Origin of the sequence: Wolinella succinogenes DSM 1740, from assembly GCF_000196135.1 — a bacterium.
Taxonomy (GTDB): Bacteria; Campylobacterota; Campylobacteria; order Campylobacterales; family Helicobacteraceae; genus Wolinella; species Wolinella succinogenes.
Genome location: NC_005090.1, coordinates 304,868 through 320,352 on the forward strand (window position 1 = coordinate 304,868; position 15,485 = coordinate 320,352).

The 15,485-nt window shown below is 47.5% G+C and carries 13 protein-coding genes, 2 tRNA genes and 2 rRNA genes; 13 read left to right on the plus strand and 4 right to left on the minus strand.

Going from position 1 to position 15,485, the window contains the following annotated elements; all coding sequences use genetic code 11:
• Positions 1–36: 36 nt before the first annotated feature.
• Positions 37–1,677, minus strand: a complete 1,641-nt coding sequence (gene groL, locus WS_RS01515; RefSeq protein WP_011138260.1) for a chaperonin GroEL — start codon at positions 1,675–1,677, stop codon at positions 37–39.
• Positions 1,678–1,768: 91 nt separating this feature from the next.
• Positions 1,769–2,038 carry a co-chaperone GroES gene (gene groES, locus WS_RS01520; protein ID WP_011138261.1) on the minus strand — a complete coding sequence of 90 codons (270 nt, stop codon included), beginning with the start codon at positions 2,036–2,038 and terminating at the stop codon, positions 1,769–1,771.
• Positions 2,039–2,304: 266 nt separating this feature from the next.
• Here groES and WS_RS01525 point away from each other — a divergent pair, with 266 nt between their 5' ends.
• A complete protein-coding gene (locus WS_RS01525; RefSeq protein ID WP_011138262.1) occupies positions 2,305–3,477 on the plus strand; it encodes a pyridoxal phosphate-dependent aminotransferase in 1,173 nt (390 codons plus the stop codon).
• Here the strand turns inward: WS_RS01525 and trpS are convergent.
• Positions 3,474–4,460, minus strand: coding sequence for a tryptophan--tRNA ligase (gene trpS / locus WS_RS01530; protein ID WP_011138263.1), 987 nt, complete (start codon positions 4,458–4,460; stop codon positions 3,474–3,476). The genes WS_RS01525 and trpS overlap by 4 nt on opposite strands.
• Positions 4,457–5,161 carry a methyltransferase domain-containing protein gene (locus tag WS_RS01535; protein ID WP_011138264.1) on the minus strand — a complete coding sequence of 235 codons (705 nt, stop codon included), beginning with the start codon at positions 5,159–5,161 and terminating at the stop codon, positions 4,457–4,459. Before WS_RS01535 ends, trpS begins: the two co-directional genes overlap by 4 nt.
• Positions 5,162–5,262: 101 nt before the next feature.
• Here WS_RS01535 and secG point away from each other — a divergent pair, with 101 nt between their 5' ends.
• The 12 genes from secG to WS_RS01595 all read left to right on the plus strand — a co-directional run bounded on the left by secG (position 5,263) and on the right by WS_RS01595 (position 15,393).
• A complete protein-coding gene (secG, locus tag WS_RS01540) occupies positions 5,263–5,568 on the plus strand; it encodes a preprotein translocase subunit SecG (RefSeq protein ID WP_011138265.1) in 306 nt (101 codons plus the stop codon).
• 36 nt (positions 5,569–5,604) lie between these two features.
• A complete protein-coding gene (frr, locus tag WS_RS01545) occupies positions 5,605–6,165 on the plus strand; it encodes a ribosome recycling factor (RefSeq protein ID WP_011138266.1) in 561 nt (186 codons plus the stop codon).
• On the plus strand, positions 6,162–6,779 hold the full coding sequence (gene pyrE / locus WS_RS01550; protein ID WP_011138267.1) for an orotate phosphoribosyltransferase: 618 nt from the start codon (positions 6,162–6,164) through the stop codon (positions 6,777–6,779). The genes frr and pyrE overlap by 4 nt, the downstream gene beginning before the upstream one ends.
• 12 nt (positions 6,780–6,791) lie before the next feature.
• A complete protein-coding gene (locus WS_RS01555; RefSeq protein ID WP_011138268.1) occupies positions 6,792–7,283 on the plus strand; it encodes an RDD family protein in 492 nt (163 codons plus the stop codon).
• Entirely contained in the window at positions 7,261–8,367 is a 1,107-nt protein-coding gene (locus WS_RS01560; RefSeq protein WP_041571684.1) for an MFS transporter, read from the plus strand. The genes WS_RS01555 and WS_RS01560 overlap by 23 nt, the downstream gene beginning before the upstream one ends.
• Before the next feature lie 82 nt (positions 8,368–8,449).
• Positions 8,450–9,133: a F0F1 ATP synthase subunit A gene (locus WS_RS01565; RefSeq protein ID WP_011138270.1), complete on the plus strand. Its 684-nt coding sequence runs from the start codon at positions 8,450–8,452 to the stop codon at positions 9,131–9,133.
• A 37-nt stretch (positions 9,134–9,170) separates the two neighbouring features.
• The gene (locus WS_RS01570) at positions 9,171–9,470 is read left to right on the plus strand and encodes a hypothetical protein (protein WP_011138271.1); all 300 of its coding nucleotides are present in this window, start codon (positions 9,171–9,173) and stop codon (positions 9,468–9,470) included.
• Positions 9,448–10,017 carry a thiamine phosphate synthase gene (locus WS_RS01575; RefSeq protein ID WP_011138272.1) on the plus strand — a complete coding sequence of 190 codons (570 nt, stop codon included), beginning with the start codon at positions 9,448–9,450 and terminating at the stop codon, positions 10,015–10,017. The genes WS_RS01570 and WS_RS01575 overlap by 23 nt, the downstream gene beginning before the upstream one ends.
• A 440-nt stretch (positions 10,018–10,457) precedes the next feature.
• A 16S ribosomal RNA gene (locus tag WS_RS01580) occupies positions 10,458–11,957 on the plus strand.
• 109 nt (positions 11,958–12,066) lie between these two features.
• Positions 12,067–12,143: transfer RNA gene (locus tag WS_RS01585), tRNA-Ile, on the plus strand.
• 2 nt (positions 12,144–12,145) lie between these two features.
• Positions 12,146–12,221, plus strand: a tRNA-Ala gene (locus WS_RS01590).
• 290 nt (positions 12,222–12,511) lie between these two features.
• Positions 12,512–15,393, plus strand: a 23S ribosomal RNA gene (locus WS_RS01595).
• The 16S and 23S rRNA genes sit together here with 2 tRNA genes alongside, the layout of an rRNA operon.
• Positions 15,394–15,485 lie beyond the last annotated feature (92 nt).

Sequence of the window (15,485 nt, forward strand, 5' to 3'; positions counted from 1 at the left end):
TGAGAATCTTTTGAGAGAGGGGGAGGAGAGGGGGGATTACATCATCCCGCCCATGCCTCCCATCCCACCCATGCCACTCATGTCGGGCATAGCAGGTTTGTCTTCTTTAATCTCACTGATAGTTGCTTCGGTAGTGAGGAGCAAGCTAGAGACTGAGACAGCGTTTTGGAGGGCGATTCTCGCGACTTTGAGGGGGTCAATGATTCCCTCGGCGAACATATCGACATACTCTCCATTGGCGGCGTTGAAGCCAAAGTTTTCATTGCCGTTTTGCTCTACATTGTTTGCAACGACACCTGCGTCAAAACCAGCGTTTTGAGCGATTTGCTTCAAGGGAGCAGAGATGGCGCGTTTGATGATCTCATAGCCGATTTTCTCATCACCGCTTAGCTCTAGTTTCACTTTAGCAGCGGCTCGAATGAGGGCTGCGCCCCCGCCGATAACAATTCCTTCTTCGACAGCTGCTTTGGTTGCAGAGAGGGCGTCATCCACGCGATCTTTTTTCTCTTTCATCTCCACTTCGCTAGCTGCACCCACTTTGATGACTGCGACACCGCCGCTTAGCTTGGCCAATCGCTCTTGGAGTTTCTCTCGGTCATAATCAGAAGTGGTGGCTTCGATTTGGGTTCGGATTTGAGCCACGCGAGCGTTCACTTCATCCTTGGAGCCTTTTCCATCCACGATAGTAGAGTTGTCTTTGTCGATTACCACTCTAGCGGCTTGGCCTAGATCAGCGATAGTTGCGCTCTCAAGGGTTTTGCCAATCTCTTCGCTGATGACGCTTCCACCTGTGAGGGTAGCAATGTCTTTGAGCATCTCTTTTCTTCGATCGCCAAAACCAGGGGCTTTAACCGCGGCCACATTGAGGACGCCTCGAAGTTTGTTGACCACAAGCGTGGTGAGAGCTTCACCTTCAATATCTTCAGCCACGATAAGAAGAGGTCTGCCGCTCTTCATGGTGCCCTCAAGAAGGGGAAGAATATCTTTCATGGAGGTGATTTTCTTGTCTGTGAGCAGGATATAAGGATTTTCTAGGACGGCCTCCATCTTGTCGCTGTTGGTTACAAAATAGGGAGAGAGGTAGCCTCGATCAAACTGCATTCCCTCAACCACATTGAGTTCATCGTTGATTCCTTTGGCCTCTTCAACGGTGATAACACCATCTTTGCCTACTTTTTCCATAGCTTCAGCGATGAGACTACCGATGTTTTCATCAGAGTTGGCGGAGATGGTAGCCACTTGTGCAATCTCTTTTTTGTCATTAACTTTCTTGGAGAGTTTCTTTAGCTCATCAATGATTGCAGCGGTGGCTTTGTCCATTCCTCTTTTGACTTCGATAGGATTCGCGCCCGCGGTGATGTTGCGCAAGCCCTCTTTGAAGATTCCATGAGCCAAAACGGTCGCTGTGGTGGTTCCATCACCTGCGGCGTCTGCGGTTTTGCTTGCTACCTCTTTGACGAGTTGAGCCCCCATGTTGCTGATCGCATCGGCTAGCTCAATCTCTTTGGCAACAGAGACGCCATCTTTGGTGATAGAGGGAGCACCAAAGCTTTTTTGGATAAGGACATTTCGTCCTCTTGGTCCCATGGTCACTTTGACCGCATCAGCGAGTTGTCGAACGCCTTCATAAAGCTTGTTGCGTGCGCTGTCAGAGAAGTTAATTTCCTTAGATGCCATGACAAATCTCCTTAAGATTTAATATTTTAGATGGTTTGAATCAATGGATAAAATCGAGAATCTAAATTGCTTCCAAATAGAAAGCGGAGAATCACTCGATGGTTCCGAGTAGATCTTCCACTTTTAGGATTAGATACTCTTTGCCCTCTAGCTTGACGTCAGTTCCTGAATATTTAGCGAAAACGACTTGGCTGCCTGCTTTGAGGAGACCCTCTTTAGCGACCTCTTCGCTGAGAGCTTTGACTGTACCCATGAGAGGCTTCTCTTTGGCGTTGTCGGGAATAATGATGCCAGACGCCGTTTTGGTGTCCTCTTCAAGCCTCTCGACTAGAACTCGTTGACCTAGTGGTTTGAAATTCATAATGAAAACCTCCTGAGATTGATTTTTAGCAATTGCTAAATTAAAGTGCCAAAATTTTACCCGCTCTCTCCAAAAATGTCAAGATATTATGGCTTAATGGAAAATTAATTGAGTCTATAAGACTAATGTATTATAAGTCTATATCTAGCAATATTAGCAGTCAAAAGCAAAGCTATTAGAGTGCAAAAGCTTATCTAAAGTTTTAATCCCCCCTAAAGCAACTTTGGAGTTAAATTCCCCAAAATTTTTGTCAAGGAAAAGCTGCTATGTATTCCCACCGAATCGAGTCTTTGTCAGAATCTATGACTATTGCTATCAGCACGCTAGCCAGAGAGCTTCAGAGCAAAGGGAAGGATGTAATCTCTCTTTCTGCGGGTGAGCCTGATTTTGAGACACCTCAAGTGATTAAAGACGAGGCAATCAAGGCGATTGAGGATGGCTTCACTAAATACACCTCGGTGGCAGGGATACCTGAGCTTTTGAAGGCGATTCAAGCCAAGCTGGCCAGAGACAATCATCTAGAATATGAAACTAAGGAGATTTTGGTGAGCAATGGAGCCAAGCACTCCCTTTTTAACATCTTTCAGGCCATTGTAGAGGAGGGAGACGAGGTGATTATCCCTTCGCCCTATTGGGTCACCTATCCCGAAGTGGTCACCTATTGCGGTGGAAAAAATATCTTTATTGAGACTTGTGATGCGTCAGGCTTTAAGATGAGTGCTGCCCAACTCAAAGCCGCTCTCACTCCCAAGACTAAGGCGCTGGTTTTGACCACGCCCTCTAACCCTACAGGTTCAGTCTACAGTCGCCAAGAGCTGGAGGCGATTGCTGAGGTGCTCAAAGGAACCAACGTCTGGGTGGTGAGCGATGAGATGTATGAAAAGCTTGTCTATGGGGTGGAATTCACCTCGGTGGCGAGCATCTCTGAGGATATGCTAAAGCGCACCATCACGGTGAATGGCCTGAGCAAATCGGCTGCGATGACAGGCTGGCGCATGGGCTATCTTGCAACCAAAGACAAAAAGCTCATCAAGTTGATGGATAATCTCCAGAGCCAATGCACCTCCAATATCTGTTCTATCACTCAAAAAGCCTCGATTCCTGGCTTGGATGGTCGCATAGATCCAGAGGTGGAAAAGATGCGACAAGAGTTTGAGAGGCGGCGCAATTTCGCCGTGGATGCGCTCAATGCCATCAAAGGGCTCTCAGTCATTAAGCCTGAAGGGGCATTTTATCTCTTTGTGAACACCAAGGCGCTAGAGCTTGATTCGATGCAGTTTTGCAAAGATCTTCTTGAAGAGGAGGGTGTGGCAGTTGTTCCAGGGATTGGCTTTGGGATGGAGGGGTATTTTCGACTCTCCTTTGCCACTAGCATGGAGAAGATAGAAGAGGGAATCAAGCGAATCGCTCGATTCTGTGAGAAGCGAGAGAGGGCTTAGATCAAGCCCACTCGCTCCTTGACTTCCTTGTAGGTCTTTTGAGCAATTTTTCTCACTTCGCTGGCTCCATGGGAGAGAACCTCCTCTAGATAGCCCTGTTCTTTGGTGAGCTTTGCGTAACGCTCTTGAATGGGCTTCAATCCTTCGATCACCGCCTCAGCAACCGCCACTTTAAAGATTCCATAGCCTTTGCCTTCAAACTCAGCTTCGATGACCTCTTGGGAATAGCCTGTGAAGATTTGATAGATCGTGAGGAGGTTGAAGATTCCTATCTGCTCTGGATTGAAGCGCACTAGATTCTCCGAATCGGTGGTCGCTTTTTTGAACTTCTTGAGAATCTCATCGGGCGTGTCCAAAAGAGCAATCCCATGATTAGGCTTGCCCTCGCTTTTGCTCATCTTTTTGGTGGGATCATCCAGCCCCATGATGCGTGCCCCCATTTTGGGGATCATGGGCTCTGGGATTTTGAATGTCTCACCATAGTCGCGATTGAATCGCTCAGCGACATCGCGAGTGAGCTCAAGGTGTTGTTTTTGATCTTCCCCCACGGGAACAAAATCGGTCTGATAGAGGAGGATATCCGCGGCCATGAGGGCGGGGTAGTTGAAGAGACCAATGTTAATATTTTTGGGATTTTTTTGGCTCTTGTCTTTGAATTGAGTCATGCGGCTCATATCACCCATGGGGATATTGCAGTCTAAAATCCACGCTAAAGCGGCGTGTTCGTCCACTTCAGATTGGATGAAGAGCTTTGATTTTTTCATGTCGATTCCACAGGCTAGCAAAACGGCGGCAAGCTCGTAGGTTTTAGCCCTAAGCAGGGCAGGGTCTTGCTTGATGGTGATGGCATGGGAGTTGACGATGCAGAAGATATTGTCAAATTCATCTTGAGAATCGACCCAATTCTTAACCGCGCCTAAGTAATTGCCTAGATGGATGTTGCCTGTGGGTTGAATACCAGAAAATACACGTTTTTTTATCATTTTTGATCTGCCTTTAGGGGTTTTCCAACAAAAAAGAGCACTTCAAAGGTGAGACGCTCAAAAGGAGCGCTTTGGATGAGTTTCTTGCTTTGGGCAAAGCCAAGCCGTCTGCCTCCAGAGATTCCACTTCCTTTGAGATAGGAGAGCATCGCGACTCTTGAGGGAAAAGAGAGAGGGTAGCGCTTGAGCTCAAACTCTCCTGCGAATCGCTCTTTAAGAAGCGATTCGATTCGCTCTTTAGAGGGGATGGGCGAGTGAGAATCCACATAGTCGTGAATCTCCCATAGGCTCTCTGAAGTGAAGATGGCAAAAGCCACGTTTTGAGCGCTTTTGGCGATCAAATCAAAGGATTGCGCCAAGTCTCTTGACCACTGCAAAGAGGAGGAAGCGGCGATAAGATCATAGGAGTGCTCATAGAGCGAGGGGTGATTAAAGTCACTTTGGATGAGTCGAATCGCAGGGTCTTGAGGGTGCAGATCAAGCATCTCCATGGAGAGATCGACCCCTGTGAAGAATCGGGGCTTGAAGCGCAGAGCCCTCCAAAGGGCTCCGGTTCCACATCCAAGATCAAGGATGCTTTCGCACTCCATGCCTTCGATCCAGCTCGCCAATTCGCGGGCAACAGTCTGCTGAAGATAAGCGTAGGCGTCATACTCTTTGGCGGCCCTAGAAAAGGATTGAGCGTAGCTAGCGGTTTTCATGGAGTGATTTTATCTTTCAATCAATAAAGTTTGGGTAAAATCCGACCACTTTTTATCGTCTCATCCTATTTGAAAAGATATTAAAACTTGAGGAATGACCCATGAGTGGAATTTTATTAATAACCCAATTCGTTTTTGCTGCGCTGATTGCCGTGGTGGTGCTTCTCCAGAAGAGCTCCAGTATTGGACTTGGAGCCTATAGTGGGAGCAATGAATCGCTCTTTGGAGCCAAAGGACCCGCGGGATTCTTGGCGAAGGCTACTTTTGTTTTGGGTTTTGTTTTTGTGATCAACACTATCGCCCTTGGATATTTCTACTCCCAAGAGAGCACTCGCTCGGTGATTGATAAGGTTGACACTAAGACTTTAGTTCCCTCTTCTGCGCCTGCTGCGCCTCTAGACAACTAAAGTCCTATCCATTTCAAGTCAAAAGGAGCCCCACTTATGGAACTAAATGAAGTTTATCAATACACTAAAGAGCACATGGAAAAGACCATTGATGCAATGAAGCGAGACTTTGCCACCCTCCGAACAGGAAAGGTTTCTACGGCGATTGTTGAGCCTATTCGCGTTGACTATTATGGTACCCCCACGCCCCTAAGCCAAGTGGGTTCAGTCATTGCTTCAGATGCAACCACTCTTGTGATCTCTCCTTGGGAGAAAAATCTTCTAAAGGGTATTGAGAAAGCGATTCAAGAGGCCAATATTGGGGTGAATCCCAATAATGATGGTGATGTGATCAAGCTCTTTTTCCCCCCTATGACAAGCGAGCAACGAAAAGAGATTGCCAAAGACGCCAAAGCTCTAGGCGAGAAAGCCAAAGTAGCGGTGCGAAATATTCGTAAAGAATCAAACGACAAGATCAAAAAACTAGAAAAAGATAAACTCATCACCGAGGATCAATCCAAAAAAGCCCATGATGAGGTTCAAAAATACACCGATGATTATGTTAAAAAGATTGATGACATGGTTAAAAGCAAAGAAGAAGAGATTCTAAAAGTATGAGTCGTCTCAACATAGAGCAGGTCTATAAAGAGGCTCAGGCGTTACTTGAAGGGCATTTTCTTTTAAGTAGCGGGAATCACTCCAACTTCTACCTCCAGTCGGCTAAAGTTTTGGAGAATCCTAAGGTAGCTGAGAGTCTGGCCAAGGCCTTGGCGGAAGAGATTCGCGCTTTTGGACTTACGATTGATACTGTCTGCTCGCCTGCTCTTGGAGGTGTTTTGGCAGGATATGAGTTGGCTAGAGCGCTTGGCGTTCGCTTTATCTTCACGGAGAGAGTGGAGGGGAAGATGACGCTTCGAAGAGGTTTTGAGGTCGCTTCGGGCGAAAAGATTTTGATTTGCGAAGATATCATCACCACGGGCGGTTCAGCGGTTGAATCGGCTATGGAGGTGGAGAGGCTCGGAGCTCAGGTGGTTGGCTATGCTGCCTTGGCTAATCGAGGCTTTTGCCAGCGTGTTGGCTCCTCTTTGGAGCGCAAGCCAAATGCTAAACTCCCCCCTCATCTTCCCTTTTTTGCTCTTGATGATTTTGTTTTTGATCTCTACTCCCCGCAAGATTGCCCCCTTTGCAAAACAGGAAGCAAGCCCATTAAGCCTGGTAGTCGGGGAAACTAAAAGGTTTTTTGGATGCAAAAGGGTCGCTGGAGGGATATCAAGCAGGGGAGAATCGCCCCGCCTTCAATGCCCTCTAGCTCTCCTTGTGGCGCTCCTGCTTCTTACTTCACTCGCTTTAAAGCTCAAGTGGTTGACACCTTCATGCTCTACACCCCGATTCTCTATCTGGTCACCTATGTGATTTTAGGAAGAGCGGAGGAGTTTCGCTCCAATGAATGGGGTCCTTTTCTTTCCGTGGCACTCTATGGAATCCTGAGCTCGATTCTGCTGGCTTTGCATGGGCAAACCCCTGGATGCAAGGCTTACAAAATAAGAGTGGTGGATAGGGAGGGGAAAAAGATAGGATTCTTGAGAGCGCTTGGGCGTTTTTTCCTTTTTCTCCTCTCCGCGCTCCTTCTTTTTGGAATCGCCCTTCCTTTCATTCGCCAAAAGGGAAGCACTCTTCATGATTGGATTCTTGACACCTCTGTGATTAATGACGATGCCCCTTCCTCCGTGGATTAGACTCTCCGGACTCTACTTCTTCTACTTCGCCTATATTGGCGTTTTGATGGTCTATCTGCCCAAGATTCTCATAGAGAGAGGCTTGAGCGCATTTGAGATTGGGCTTCTTTATGCGGTGATTCCCTTGATGCGTTTTATTGTTCCCTTTCTCTTTTGGCGATGGCTTCGTTTGGATGCTCGATTCTTTTTTGGGGCGCTTTGGGGCTTTTGGCTCTCGGTGATTCTCTTGATTCCCTTCATTGATAGCTTTGCGGCACTCTTGCTTATTCATCTGCTAATGGGTGTTACCACGAGCGTGATTCCTCCTTATGGCGATACAGTGGCACTCCAAGAGTTGGGCAAAGAGCGATATGGGAAAGTGCGGCTTTTTGGCTCGCTTGGCTTTGTCTTTACGGTTTGGTTTTTGGCGAGTCGATTTTTAGATTGGGACACAGTAAGTCTCTATCTTGTGCTGGTGAGTGGCTTGGCGGTGGCATTTGGGTATGGAGTGGGGAGGATTCCTATCCAAGAGGAAGAGTGTGTCAGCCTCAAGGAGTGCCACACTTTCACTCTCAAAGGACACGCCGCTCTCTGGATCTCGATCCTCTTTTTTCAGCTTAGTTTTGGAGGATTTTATAACTTCTTCACCGTCTATGGTATGGATAATGGTTTTAATGCCCTAGAGATGAGTCACTTGTGGATTTTTGGCGTGGTGTGTGAGGTGGTGATGCTCTGGTTTCAGACGGGAATCATGAAGCGTTTTTCCCTTTTGACGCTGATTCAATTTTCCACCTGGATGACAGTGATTCGATGGGCTCTGCTTTCCATTTTTCCGGGAGAGGCTTTTTGGTGGTATTTGGCTCAGTCTATGCATGCTTTTAGCTTTGCCCTCTATCACACTGCGATGATTGGCTATCTTTTCTCTCTCTATACGCCCAAAAAGCTAGCGCAACAGTTTTACTCGGGCATTGGATATGGAATTGGAATGTTTGCAGGGTCGATTCTAGCGGGGGCACTCTATGGGCCTTGGCTATTTCTCTGCATGGGAGGCTTTGCGCTTCTTTCGGGATTGGCACTTTATTGGCATGGGCGTGTCGTTTGGTAAAGTATCGTTTTTACTTTATAGACGATTAAATCTAATTTGGGCATAATCGCCCAACTATTTCTACTCTGAAGGATTTGGGTCGATGAATGATATATTCACTTTTGCGGGTTTGATTGATCACAGCCACGACTTCATTATTGGGTTTCATGCAGTCTTGACGGCACTGATCGCCCTCTTTTTGGCAAAAATGGCTACGCGTTCTCTGCAGGTCGTCCCTGGGGCGCTTCAAAATGTTTTTGAAGCGTTACTGGATGGGATTTTGATGATGGCACGAGATGTTATTGGAGAAGAGAAAGCGCGAAAATATCTTCCTTTGACAGGAACGATTGCGATTTTGGTCTTCTTTAGTAATGCTATTGGAATTATTCCTGGCTTTGAGTCTCCTACTTCTAGCCTCAACTACACTTTGACGCTAGCCCTCATTGTCTTTGTTTATTACAATTTTGAAGGCATTCGGACTCATGGCTTTATCAAATATTTTGCACACTTTGCAGGTCCTGTAAAAGCGCTTGCTCCTTTGCTTTTTCCTATTGAGATTATCTCTCACTGCTCTAGAGTGATTTCACTCTCGTTCCGACTTTTTGGAAACATCAAGGGTGATGATATGTTCTTGCTGGTCATGCTGATGCTGGCTCCTTGGATTGCCCCTCTCCCTGCGTTTGTTATCTTGACTTTTATGGCTTTCTTACAGGCTTTTATTTTTATGATTCTTACCTATGTATTCCTTGCGGGTGCGGTTTTGGCCGAGGAAGAGGCGGGGCACTAATGCGCTCTGTGACCTCTTTGGCTGCCTAGAGGATAGAGTGAGAGAGGTTTGGTTTGAGCGGCTCTTGGGATTCTTGCTTGGAGTCTCTTGGGCGATGGCTCTTGTGGGAGGCTTGTATGCCGCCCTTATTTTTAGTGCCCTTGGGTGGGTCATCTCCCTTGTGGCATTTCTCTTTGGCTCCATCTTTGGTTTTTTCTTCGTGATCCTCTTTGAATTCATCCATCGTTCCTTGCAAAACAAACAGAGAGAGTTAGCTCTTTTGGAATCAATTCTCGATTCTCTACAAAGAGCCTCGTCTTCTAAGAGAGATGAGGATGAAAAGCTATCTAATCACTGACCCCGCTCTCTATCCTTCAGCCCCTCCCCTGTTTCAAAACTATCTACGAGAAATATTTCACCTTCATCATCCCCATTGTGCTTGCCTGAGAGATTCCAAGGAGAGTCGGCGTGAGCTCTTGGCGCCTTTATTTGTGAAGGCTTGCCAAGAGTGCGGGGTGATTCCTTTGCTTAATAGTGATATCAAGATGGCGCTAGCGCATGGATTTGAAGGAGTCCATTTAAAAGGCAATCAGCTCGGAGAGATCCCCAAGCTCCAAGCCTATGGGCTTAAAAGCTTTTATAGTGCCCATTCGCTCCAAGATTTGCAAAGAGCCTCTAAGGAAGGGGTAGGGGTAGCAACCATCAGTCCTATCTTTGCCACTCCGAACAAGGGCGAACCTTTGGGGATTGAGTTCCTAGAGATTCTTGAAGAATACGCCTTTGCCTGTGAAATCTTTGCCTTAGGAGGAATTGTGAGCCAAAAAGAGATTGACTTTTTGAAGGGATTCTCTTCCATAAATGGGTTTGCCTCGATTCGATTCTTCCTCCCCCTCCCATCTAACTAAGAATTTATTAAGCCTCTTTCGCTATACTTCCACTCCCGATTGACAACGACCCCAACGGACTTTCAACCTCCTTGGATCTTCAATCACTTAGGGCCTTTTCATCTAGGATAAGATGAGTGTTTGTTCTTTAAACCAATAACTGTTTTGTTATCTCAAAGCACTTATCGGTTACGATCTTTGACAACTAAGCAAGATAGCGGTTATCTCTTCTTGTTCTTCCACTTGTCTTCTTTATAGAAGCTTGATGGACCTTTATACCTCTTTGTCTATCACGGACAAGAGTCTAAAAGAACATGAATTTTTCGCCATCCTTTTTTAAAGGTGGCAATTATAGCTTATAGCTAGAGATAACCTCTTATGTTAATTATATCTATTACGTCATTTCTTTGTCGTTTTTTTGATTGATTAGCTAAGGGTTATCCTCTCCTAATAACTAAACTATTATGGAGAGTTTGATCCTGGCTCAGAGTGAACGCTGGCGGCGTGCCTAATACATGCAAGTCGAACGGTAACAGGGTGTAGCTTGCTATACTGCTGACGAGTGGCGCACGGGTGAGTAATGCATAGGTTATGTGCCCCATAGTCTGGAATAGCCACTGGAAACGGTGATTAATACCGGATATTCCCGAGAGGGGAAAGTTTTTCGCTATGGGATCAGCCTATGTCCTATCAGCTTGTTGGTGAGGTAATGGCTCACCAAGGCTATGACGGGTATCCGGCCTGAGAGGGTGATCGGACACACTGGAACTGAGACACGGTCCAGACTCCTACGGGAGGCAGCAGTAGGGAATATTGCTCAATGGGCGAAAGCCTGAAGCAGCAACGCCGCGTGGAGGATGAAGGTCTTCGGATTGTAAACTCCTTTTCTAAGAGAAGATTATGACGGTATCTTAGGAATAAGCACCGGCTAACTCCGTGCCAGCAGCCGCGGTAATACGGAGGGTGCAAGCGTTACTCGGAATCACTGGGCGTAAAGAGCACGTAGGCGGCCTTGCAAGTCAGATGTGAAATCCAACGGCTTAACCGTTGAACTGCATTTGAAACTGCAAGGCTAGAGTATGGGAGAGGTAGGTGGAATTCTCGGTGTAGGGGTAAAATCCGTAGAGATCGAGAGGAATACTCATTGCGAAGGCGACCTGCTGGAACATTACTGACGCTGAGGTGCGAAAGCGTGGGGAGCAAACAGGATTAGATACCCTGGTAGTCCACGCCCTAAACGATGAATGCTAGTTGTTGCCCTGCTTGTCAGGGCAGTAATGCAGTTAACACATTAAGCATTCCGCCTGGGGAGTACGGTCGCAAGATTAAAACTCAAAGGAATAGACGGGGACCCGCACAAGCGGTGGAGCATGTGGTTTAATTCGAAGATACGCGAAGAACCTTACCTGGGCTTGACATTGATAGAATCCTATAGAGATATGGGAGTGCCAGTTTACTGGAGCTTGAAAACAGGTGCTGCACGGCTGTCGTCAGCTCGTGTCGTGAGATGTTGGGTTAAGTCCCGCAACGAGCGCAACCCTCGTCACTAGTTGCTAACGGTTCGGCCGAGCACTCTAGTGAGACTGCCTTCGCAAGGAGGAGGAAGGTGAGGACGACGTCAAGTCATCATGGCCCTTACGCCCAGGGCTACACACGTGCTACAATGGTGTGTACAAAGAGAAGCAATACCGCGAGGTGGAGCAAATCTTTAAAACACATCTCAGTTCGGATTGTAGTCTGCAACTCGACTACATGAAGCTGGAATCGCTAGTAATCGTAGATCAGCAATGCTACGGTGAATACGTTCCCGGGTCTTGTACTCACCGCCCGTCACACCATGGGAGTTGTATTCGCCTTAAGCCGGGACGCTAAACTGGCTACCGTCCACGGCGGATGCAGCGACTGGGGTGAAGTCGTAACAAGGTAACCGTAGGTGAACCTGCGGTTGGATCACCTCCTTTCTAGAGAGAGGCCGGAGTCATTCGTTTGGCTCTGGCGGGACAAGAAGATAATCGCTACTTGCTTAGTTTTCAGAGATTGTCACCCGATACGCACGCTTCAAAGATATAGGGGCTTATAGCTCAGGTGGTTAGAGCGCACCCCTGATAAGGGTGAGGTCAGAGGTTCAACTCCTCTTAAGCCCACCATTGGGGAATTAGCTCAGCTGGGAGAGCGCCTGCTTTGCACGCAGGAGGTCAGCGGTTCGATCCCGCTATTCTCCACCAAAGCCTTTAGAAGAAGAGTCGTATCGAGAGATAAGACAAAGTCAAAGAGATAAAAGAATAGAAATTAACACCGCTTAGAATCCCTTAGGTCTAATGCAAGCTCTTTTTTAAAGAGGGTTGGCATTAGACTTCACTCTTGAGTTGATCAAGAGAGATCTCTAAATGTTATTTAACAATTAATTGTCAATAGCCTAAAATAGTAAAAACTACAATCACGCAACTATCTTGTTGTAACGGAGACGTTCAGCAAGGCAGTGGCGCCAAAGAATAACTCATTGGAATAGAAGTAGAAATAAGCTTTTAAGGGCAGATGGTGGATGCCTTGGGTAGTAGAGGCGATGAAGGACGTACTAGGCTGCGATAAGCTTCGGGGAGTTGCCAAGAGACTTTGATCCGAAGATTTCCGAATGGGGCAACCCAATACATAGAGATATGTATTACCTTTAATGGAGCGAACCTAGTGAAGTGAAACATCTCAGTAGCTAGAGGAAAAGAAATCAAATGAGATTCCGCTAGTAGCGGCGAGCGAACGCGGAACAGGGCAAACCAGTAGCTTGCTACTGGGGTTGAGGACTGCAACATCCACTTGGAACATCTAGTAGAATCTTTTGGAAAGAAGAGCCATAGAGGGTGATAGCCCCGTAGATTAAAGATGTTTCATAGGTAGCAGTATCCAGAGTAGGCCAGGACACGAGAAATCCGGGCTGAAGCAGGGGAGACCACTCTCCAACCCTAAATACTCCTACTACACCGATAGCGAACCAGTACCGTGAGGGAAAGGTGAAAAGAACTGAAGCGATCAGAGTGAAATAGAACCTGAAACCATCTGCCTACAATCATTCGGAGCCCTATGGTTTATCCAGGGTGACGGACTGCCTTTTGCATAATGATCCTGCGAGTTGTGGTATCTGGCGAGGTTAAGCGAACGCGTAGCCGTAGCGAAAGCGAGTCTTAATAGGGCGCTTTAGTCAGATGCTGCAGACCCGAAGCTAAGTGATCTATCCATGGCCAGGTTGAAAGTGAGGTAACACTCACCGGAGGACCGAACTCGTGCCCATTGAAACGGGCTGGGATGAGCTGTGGATAGGGGTGAAAGGCCAATCAAACTTAGTGATAGCTGGTTCTCTTCGAAATATATTTAGGTATAGCCTCAAGTGATAGTAATAAGGGGTAGAGCTCTGATTGGGCTAGGGCTGCTCACCGCGGTACCAAACCCTGTCAAACTTCGAATACTTATTACCGTATCTTGGGAGTCAGGCGGTGGGTGATAAAATCAATCGTCAAAAGGGGAACAACCCAGACTACCAAATAAGGTCCCAAAGTCATACCTGAGTGGAAAAAGATGTGGAGTTACTCAGACAACCAGGAGGTTGGCTTAGAAGCAGCCATCCTTTAAAGAAAGCGTAACAGCTCACTGGTCTAGTGATTCTGCGCTGAAAATATAACGGGGCTAAGGTATGCACCGAATTTGTAGATTGTGCTGATGCACAGTGGTAGAAGAGCGTTCTAGTCAGCGTTGAAGGTATACCGGCAAGGAGTGCTGGAGCGGCTAGAAGTGAGCATGCAGGAATGAGTAGCGATAAAAGTGGTGAGAATCCACTTCGCCGTAAATCCAAGGTTTCCTACGCTATGCTCGTCATCGTAGGGTTAGTCGGGTCCTAAGTCGAGTCCGAAAGGGGTAGACGATGGCAAATCGGTTAATATTCCGATACCGACCGTGGTGTGCGACGGGGGGACGCATAGGGTTAAACGAGCCAACTGACGGAATAGTTGGTCGAAGGGCGTAGGTTGGGGGATAGGCAAATCCACCCCTGTATCCGAAACCTCACAGGCTCTTTGAAGTCTTCGGATGGATAGGAGAATCGTTGATACCGTCGTGCCAAGAAAAGCCTCTAAGTTTAGCCACGGTCGCCCGTACCGTAAACCGACACAGGTGGATGAGATGAGTATTCTAAGGCGCGTGAAAGAACTCTGGTTAAGGAACTCTGCAAACTAACACCGTAAGTTCGCGATAAGGTGTGCCCCGCAAGGGGTCTCAGCAAAGAGTCCCTCCCGACTGTTTACCAAAAACACAGCACTTTGCCAACTCGTAAGAGGAAGTATAAGGTGTGACGCCTGCCCGGTGCTCGAAGGTTAAGAGGATCTGTCAGCCGCAAGGCGAAGCTTTGAATTGAAGCCCGAGTAAACGGCGGCCGTAACTATAACGGTCCTAAGGTAGCGAAATTCCTTGTCGGTTAAATACCGACCTGCATGAATGGCGTAACGAGATGGGAGCTGTCTCAACCAGGGATTCAGTGAAATTGTAGTGGAGGTGAAAATTCCTCCTACCCGCGGCAAGACGGAAAGACCCCGTGGACCTTTACTACAGCTTGGCACTGCCGATGGGAGCATTATGCGCAGGATAGGTGGGAGGCTTTGAAATCTTCACTCTGGTGGAGATGGAGCCACCGTTGAGATACCACCCTTAATGTTTCTGTCTGCTAACTGGCTTGAGTTATCCTCAAGCAGGACAATGCCTGGTGGGTAGTTTGACTGGGGCGGTCGCCTCCTAAAAAGTAACGGAGGCTTGCAAAGGTTGGCTCAGAATGGTTGGAAATCATTCGTTGAGTGTAATGGCATAAGCCAGCCTGACTGCGAGACAAACAAGTCGAGCAGAGTCGAAAGACGGTCATAGTGATCCGGTGGTTCTGTGTGGAAGGGCCATCGCTCAAAGGATAAAAGGTACCCCGGGGATAACAGGCTGATCTCCCCCAAGAGCTCACATCGACGGGGAGGTTTGGCACCTCGATGTCGGCTCATCGCATCCTGGGGCTGGAGCAGGTCCCAAGGGTATGGCTGTTCGCCATTTAAAGCGGTACGCGAGCTGGGTTCAGAACGTCGTGAGACAGTTCGGTCCCTATCTGCCGTGGGCGTAGGAAAGTTGAGGAGAGCTGTCCCTAGTACGAGAGGACCGGGATGGACATGCCACTAGTGTACCAGTTGTTCTGCCAAGAGCACCGCTGGGTAGCTACGCATGGTCGTGATAACCGCTGAAAGCATCTAAGCGGGAAGCCGACTCCAAGATGAACTTTCCCTGAAGGTCGCAGGAAGACTACCTGCTTGATAGGTTGGGTGTGTAAGCATGGTAACATGTTTAGCTGACCAATACTAATAGACCGTTTGGCTTATTATTTATCTACTTCTATAAACGCCACTGCCTTGTTGAGCGTCGTTTTTACTAGGGCTATTGACTATTCATTGATCCTTCTTCACTAGCAAGAGGGA

What these genes read in the sequence shown, in the direction of transcription:
- groL (WP_011138260.1), bottom strand. Translation starts at nt 1,677, where the DNA reads ATGGCATCTAAGGAAATTAACTTCTCTGACAGCGCACGCAACAAGCTT.
- groES (WP_011138261.1), bottom strand. Translation starts at nt 2,038, where the DNA reads ATGAATTTCAAACCACTAGGTCAACGAGTTCTAGTCGAGAGGCTTGAA.
- WS_RS01525 (WP_011138262.1), top strand. Translation starts at nt 2,305, where the DNA reads ATGTATTCCCACCGAATCGAGTCTTTGTCAGAATCTATGACTATTGCT.
- trpS (WP_011138263.1), bottom strand. Translation starts at nt 4,460, where the DNA reads ATGATAAAAAAACGTGTATTTTCTGGTATTCAACCCACAGGCAACATC.
- WS_RS01535 (WP_011138264.1), bottom strand. Translation starts at nt 5,161, where the DNA reads ATGAAAACCGCTAGCTACGCTCAATCCTTTTCTAGGGCCGCCAAAGAG.
- secG (WP_011138265.1), top strand. Translation starts at nt 5,263, where the DNA reads ATGAGTGGAATTTTATTAATAACCCAATTCGTTTTTGCTGCGCTGATT.
- frr (WP_011138266.1), top strand. Translation starts at nt 5,605, where the DNA reads ATGGAACTAAATGAAGTTTATCAATACACTAAAGAGCACATGGAAAAG.
- pyrE (WP_011138267.1), top strand. Translation starts at nt 6,162, where the DNA reads ATGAGTCGTCTCAACATAGAGCAGGTCTATAAAGAGGCTCAGGCGTTA.
- WS_RS01555 (WP_011138268.1), top strand. Translation starts at nt 6,792, where the DNA reads ATGCAAAAGGGTCGCTGGAGGGATATCAAGCAGGGGAGAATCGCCCCG.
- WS_RS01560 (WP_041571684.1), top strand. Translation starts at nt 7,261, where the DNA reads ATGCCCCTTCCTCCGTGGATTAGACTCTCCGGACTCTACTTCTTCTAC.
- WS_RS01565 (WP_011138270.1), top strand. Translation starts at nt 8,450, where the DNA reads ATGAATGATATATTCACTTTTGCGGGTTTGATTGATCACAGCCACGAC.
- WS_RS01575 (WP_011138272.1), top strand. Translation starts at nt 9,448, where the DNA reads ATGAAAAGCTATCTAATCACTGACCCCGCTCTCTATCCTTCAGCCCCT.